This window comes from Bradyrhizobium sp. (genome assembly GCF_049798375.1).
GTDB lineage: Bacteria > Pseudomonadota > Alphaproteobacteria > Rhizobiales > Xanthobacteraceae > Bradyrhizobium.
Map to the genome: position 1 here is coordinate 1 of NZ_JBARGP010000664.1, position 5,487 is coordinate 5,487.

At 63.8% G+C, this 5,487-nt stretch carries 7 protein-coding genes; all 7 read left to right on the forward strand.

Annotated features, from left to right (window positions below; all coding sequences use genetic code 11):
• Positions 1 to 1,556: M3 family oligoendopeptidase (locus WA702_RS25930; RefSeq protein ID WP_425113396.1), on the forward strand; the 1,556-nt coding region annotated here is incomplete at its 5' end.
• A gap of 82 nt (positions 1,557 to 1,638) precedes the next feature.
• On the forward strand, positions 1,639 to 1,863 hold the full coding sequence (locus WA702_RS25935) for an AbrB family transcriptional regulator (RefSeq protein ID WP_425113397.1): 225 nt from the start codon (positions 1,639 to 1,641) through the stop codon (positions 1,861 to 1,863).
• Positions 1,860 to 2,270, forward strand: coding sequence for a type II toxin-antitoxin system death-on-curing family toxin (locus WA702_RS25940; protein WP_425113398.1), 411 nt, complete (start codon positions 1,860 to 1,862; stop codon positions 2,268 to 2,270). The genes WA702_RS25935 and WA702_RS25940 overlap by 4 nt, the downstream gene beginning before the upstream one ends.
• A gap of 94 nt (positions 2,271 to 2,364) precedes the next feature.
• Positions 2,365 to 2,517, forward strand: coding sequence for an aa3-type cytochrome c oxidase subunit IV (locus WA702_RS25945; RefSeq protein ID WP_425113399.1), 153 nt, complete (start codon positions 2,365 to 2,367; stop codon positions 2,515 to 2,517).
• 105 nt (positions 2,518 to 2,622) lie between these two features.
• Entirely contained in the window at positions 2,623 to 3,750 is a 1,128-nt protein-coding gene (locus tag WA702_RS25950; RefSeq protein ID WP_425113400.1) for a Re/Si-specific NAD(P)(+) transhydrogenase subunit alpha, read from the forward strand.
• A 191-nt stretch (positions 3,751 to 3,941) separates the two neighbouring features.
• On the forward strand, positions 3,942 to 4,259 hold the full coding sequence (locus WA702_RS25955) for a proton-translocating transhydrogenase family protein (protein WP_425113401.1): 318 nt from the start codon (positions 3,942 to 3,944) through the stop codon (positions 4,257 to 4,259).
• Between the two features lie 55 nt (positions 4,260 to 4,314).
• Positions 4,315 to 5,487: NAD(P)(+) transhydrogenase (Re/Si-specific) subunit beta (locus WA702_RS25960; protein ID WP_425113402.1), on the forward strand; the 1,173-nt coding region annotated here is incomplete at its 3' end.

Below are 5,487 nucleotides of genomic sequence, written 5' to 3' on the forward strand. Positions count from 1 at the left end.
GCTCCTATGCCGGCCTCATGCACGCCGGAGACAGCGTCGATGCCGCGATCTCCAAATTCTACGGCGATGTTTCCGAACGGCTGACGGCGGCCTCGGTGCATCTGTTGTTCTTCGCGCTCGAGCTCAACCGCATCGATGATGCCGTGATCGAGCGCGCGTTGCAGACACCGGAACTCGGACATTATCGGCCGTGGATCGAGGATTTGCGCAAGGACAAACCCTATCAGCTCGAGGATCGCGTCGAGCAGCTCTTCCATGAGAAATCCCAGACCGGCTATTCGGCCTTCAACCGCCTGTTCGACCAGACCATCTCCTCGCTGCGCTTCAAGGTGTCGGGCAAGGAGCTCGCGATCGAGCCCGCGCTCAATCTGTTGCAGGCCCGCGACGGCAAGAAGCGCAAGGCTTCGGCCGAGGCGCTGGCCAAAACCTTCAAGGCCAATGAGCGCACCTTTGCGCTGATCACCAATACGCTGGCCAAGGACAAGGACATCTCCGACCGCTGGCGCGGCTTTGCCGATGTCGCGGACTCCCGCCATCTCAACAATCGCGTCGAGCGCGAGGTTGTCGATGCGCTGGTCGCCTCCGTGCGTGCGGCCTATCCGAAGCTCTCGCATCGCTACTATCGGCTCAAGGCCGGCTGGTTCAACAAGAAGAAGCTCGCGCATTGGGACCGCAACGCGCCGCTGCCCTTTGCTGCGACCGGCACCATTGCCTGGCCCGAGGCGCAGGACATGGTGCTGACCGCCTATCGCGGCTTCTCGCCGCGGATGGCCGAGATCGCCGAGCGCTTCTTCACCGATCGCTGGATCGACGCGCCGGTTCGGCCCGGCAAGGCGCCGGGCGCCTTCTCGCATCCGACCACGCCCTCGGCGCACCCTTACGTGCTGATGAATTACCAGGGCAAGCCGCGCGACGTGATGACGCTCGCCCATGAGCTCGGCCATGGCGTGCATCAGGTGCTGGCGGCCAAAAATGGCGCGCTAATGGCGCCGACGCCGCTGACCCTGGCGGAGACTGCGAGCGTGTTCGGCGAGATGCTGACCTTCAAGCGGCTGCTCGGCGAGACCAGGAACGCCAGGCAGCGCCAGGCGCTGCTCGCCGGCAAGGTCGAGGACATGATCAACACCGTGGTGCGGCAGATCGCGTTCTATTCGTTCGAGCGCGCCGTCCATCTCGAGCGCAAGAACGGCGAGCTCACCGCCGAACGGATCGGCCAGATCTGGATGTCGGTGCAGACCGAAAGCCTGGGCGAGGCGATCGAGATCAAGTCGGGCTACGAGAATTTCTGGATGTACATCCCGCATTTCATCCATTCGCCGTTCTACGTCTACGCCTATGCGTTCGGCGATTGCCTGGTGAACTCGCTCTATGCGGTCTACGAGAACGCCAATGAGGGCTTTGCCGAGCGCTATCTGGCGATGCTCGCGGCCGGCGGCACCAAGCATTATTCCGAGCTGCTGAAGCCGTTCGGGCTGGACGCCAAGGATCCGAAATTCTGGGACGGCGGCCTCTCGGTGATCGCCGGCATGATCGACGAGCTGGAGGCGATGGGCTAGGGCCGTAAAACATTTGTTGAACGGATCAATGGAGCGTGTTATACGGATGTATAATACGCTCTTTAGCTATAGAGGCCCGGCCATGAAGATCGAGATCAAGAAGATCGGCAATTCCGATGGCCTGCTGTTGCCGCGCGAGCTGATGCAGCGCCTCGATCTCAGGCGCGGCCAGCAATTGCACATCGTGGAGTTGCCGGGCGGCGGCTTCCAGGCCGTGCCCTATGACCCGGATTTCGAGCGGACGATGGAGATCGCGGACGAACTCATGGACGAGTACCGCGATACGCTCGCGGCGCTCGCCAAATGAGCGAGACCGAGGAGCCCCAACCCGATCAGCCGCTCTGGATCAGCTATGAGCAGGCCATCGCGATCCACGCCCGCCAGCTGCGCCGTTTCGGCGGCGCGTCCGGGCTGCGCGACGAAGGCATGCTGCGCTCCGCGCTGGAGCGGCCGGTCAACAAATGGAGCTACGAGCAGGCGTCGCTGCCTGAGCTCGCGGCGGCCTATGCGTTCGGCCTGGCGAAGAATCATGCCTTCGTCGACGGTAACAAACGCATCGCCTTCATGGCGATGATGACATTTCTGCGTAGAAACGGAATCGCATTTGCGCCGGATCCGGCGCAGGCGACCACCATCATCCTCTCGCTCGCGGCCGGCGAGGTCAGCGAGCAAAGCCTGACGCGCTGGATCAGGGACAATTGGCCTTCCAAATGAGCTGATAGGCAAAGGCTCACAATTTTCGCGCCGTTGCTCTCACAGCTGCTTTGCGCTATGCGACGCGGACAAGGATATTGTTTGGGGGACCCCGATGGCAGACCATGGCGAGATCGCCTACTCGACCGCTGACGGCAATGACTACCTGGCGCACGAGGCGACCTATGTCGGCTTCATCAAGCTCGTGAAGTTCGGCACGATCGGTGTTGCCTGCATTGTCATCTTGATGGCTATTTTTCTGGCTTGATTGTCAGCGCCCGCCGCGTCATTCGCGGCGGGCGTTCGGCTCTGCGGCCGAAACAACATCGAAATCCAGCCTGTCCAGCTCGTGCGCGTCCGCGCCGGAGGCCCCATGAAGATTGCCGTCGCCAAGGAAATCGACCCGTCGGAGCCGCGGGTGGCTGTCTCGCCTGACACGGTGAAGAAGTTCAAGGCCCTGGGCGTGGATATCGCGATCGAGCCCGGCGCCGGTCTCAAGTCGGGCATGCCGGATGCGGAATTTACCGCCGCCGGCGCGACCGTCAGCGCCGATGCGTTGAAGGAGGCCGACATCGTCATCAAGGTGAAGCGTCCCGAGGCGTCCGAGCTCGCGCAATATAAGCGCGGCGCGCTGGTGATGGCAATCATGGACCCCTATGGCAATGACACGGCGCTGAAGACGATGGCCGACGCCGGCATTGCCGCGTTCGCGATGGAGCTGATGCCGCGCATCACCCGCGCCCAGGTCATGGACGTGCTGTCGAGTCAGGCCAATCTCGCCGGCTATCGCGCGGTGATCGAAGGCGCAGAAGCGTTCGGCCGTGCCTTCCCGATGATGATGACCGCGGCCGGCACCGTGCCGGCGACCAAGGTGTTCGTGATGGGCGTCGGCGTCGCTGGCCTGCAGGCGATCGCGACTGCACGCCGGTTAGGGGCTATCGTCACCGCGACCGACGTGCGCCCGGCCACCAAGGAGCAGGTCGAGAGTCTCGGCGCCAAATTCCTCGCCGTCGAGGACGAGGAGTTCAAGAACGCGCAGACCGCCGGCGGCTACGCCAAGGAAATGTCTAGGGAATACCAGGCCAAGCAGGCGGCGCTGACGGCCGAGCACATCAAGAAGCAGGACGTTATCATCACCACCGCGCTGATCCCGGGCCGTCCGGCGCCGCGGCTGGTGACGATGGAGATGGTGAAATCGATGCGGCCGGGTTCGGTGCTGGTCGATCTCGCTGTCGAGCGCGGCGGCAATGTCGAGGGCGTCAGGCTCAACGAGATCGTCGAGATCGACGGCGTCAAGATCATCGGCTTCCCGAATCTCGCCGGCCGGGTCCCGGCCTCGGCCTCCAGTCTCTATGCCCGCAATCTTTTCGCCTTCATCGAGACCATGATCGACAAGGCAGCCAAGGCGCTCGCGGTCAATTGGGATGACGACTTGGTCAAGGCCACGGCTTTGACTAGGGATGGCGCCGTCATCCATCCGAACTTCCAGCCGAAGGCGTGAGTTAACTCATGGATTGCGCTTTCTCTCCGTCCTTCACCTCTCCCCAGCGGGGAGAGGTCGGCGCGCGCCTGAGCGCGCCGGGTGAGGGGGCGCAACCCACTTTGAGATCGAACCCCCTCACCCGGCGCGCAGCTTCGCTGCTCGCCACCCTCTCCCCTTCGGGGCGAGGGTAAGAGACCAGGAGAGAAGCCATGGAGCATGTGGTCCAAGCCGTCGATCCCTTCGTATTCAGGCTGTCGATTTTCGTGCTGGCGGTGTTCGTCGGCTATTTCGTGGTGTGGTCGGTGACCCCCGCGTTGCACACGCCGCTGATGTCGGTCACCAACGCGATCTCCTCGGTGATCGTGGTCGGCGCGCTGCTCGCGGTCGGCGTCGGCATGATCTCGGGCGGCAGCGGGCTCGCGCGCGGCTTTGGTTTCGTGGCGCTGATCTTCGCCTGCGTGAATATTTTCGGCGGCTTCCTGGTCACCCAGCGCATGCTGGCGATGTACAAGAAGAAGGTCCGGTAAGGGCTTGAGCTAACAGCCGCGCGAAACGGATGACAGGAACAACGGGGCACCTGCAATGAACGCCAATCTGTCGGCACTCCTCTATCTCGTGGCGGGTGTGCTGTTCATCCTGTCTCTGCGCGGTCTATCGAGCCCGGCGACGAGCCGGCGCGGCAACTTCCTCGGCATGGCCGGTATGGCGATCGCGGTCGTCACGACGTTGGCCAACCATCCGCCCGCCGACGCGATCGCCTGGGTCCTCGTCATCCTCGGTATCGCGATCGGCGGCGGCATCGGTGCGGTGGTCGCTCGCCGCGTGCCGATGACGGCGATGCCCGAACTCGTTGCCGCCTTCCACTCGCTGGTCGGCATGGCCGCGGTGCTCGTCGCCGCCGGAGCATTCTTCGCGCCCGAAGCCTTCGACATCGGCACGCCCGGCCACATCCACGCGCAAAGCCTGATCGAAATGTCGCTCGGCGTCGCCATCGGCGCGCTGACCTTCACCGGCTCGGTGATCGCCTTCCTGAAACTGTCGGCGCGGATGAGCGGCGCGCCGATCATCCTGCCGGCGCGTCATCTCATCAACATCGTGCTTGCGGTGCTGCTGGTGGTGTTCGTCGTCCGCCTGGTGATGACCGGCGGCGGCTTCGACTTCCTGATGATCACTCTGCTGGCGCTGGCGCTCGGCGTGCTCATGATCGTCCCGATCGGCGGCGCCGACATGCCGGTCGTGATCTCGATGCTGAACTCCTATTCCGGCTGGGCTGCGGCTGGCATCGGCTTCACGCTCGGCAATTCAGCGCTGATCATCACCGGCGCGCTGGTCGGTTCAAGCGGCGCGATCCTGTCCTACATCATGTGCCACGCGATGAACCGCTCCTTCATCTCGGTCATCCTCGGCGGCTTCGGCGGCGAGACCGCGGCCGCTGCCGGTGGCGGTGGCGAAGTCCGTCCCGTCAAGCTCGGCTCCGCGGATGATGCCGCCTTCATCATGAAGAACGCGCAGAAAGTCATCATCGTGCCTGGCTACGGCATGGCCGTGGCGCAGGCCCAGCATGCGCTGCGCGAGATGGCCGACACCTTGAAGAAGGAAGGCGTCGAGGTGAAGTACGCCATCCACCCGGTCGCCGGCCGCATGCCCGGCCACATGAACGTGCTGCTGGCCGAGGCCAATGTGCCCTATGACGAGGTGTTCGAGCTCGAGGACATCAACTCCGAATTCGCCCAGGCCGACGTCGCCTTCGTGATC

Bases quoted from the DNA above. Each gene is read 5' to 3' on its own strand.
- WA702_RS25935 (WP_425113397.1), top strand. From the start codon at position 1,639: ATGAAGATCGAGATCAAGAAGATCGGCAATTCCGATGGCCTGCTGTTG.
- WA702_RS25940 (WP_425113398.1), top strand. From the start codon at position 1,860: ATGAGCGAGACCGAGGAGCCCCAACCCGATCAGCCGCTCTGGATCAGC.
- WA702_RS25945 (WP_425113399.1), top strand. From the start codon at position 2,365: ATGGCAGACCATGGCGAGATCGCCTACTCGACCGCTGACGGCAATGAC.
- WA702_RS25950 (WP_425113400.1), top strand. From the start codon at position 2,623: ATGAAGATTGCCGTCGCCAAGGAAATCGACCCGTCGGAGCCGCGGGTG.
- WA702_RS25955 (WP_425113401.1), top strand. From the start codon at position 3,942: ATGGAGCATGTGGTCCAAGCCGTCGATCCCTTCGTATTCAGGCTGTCG.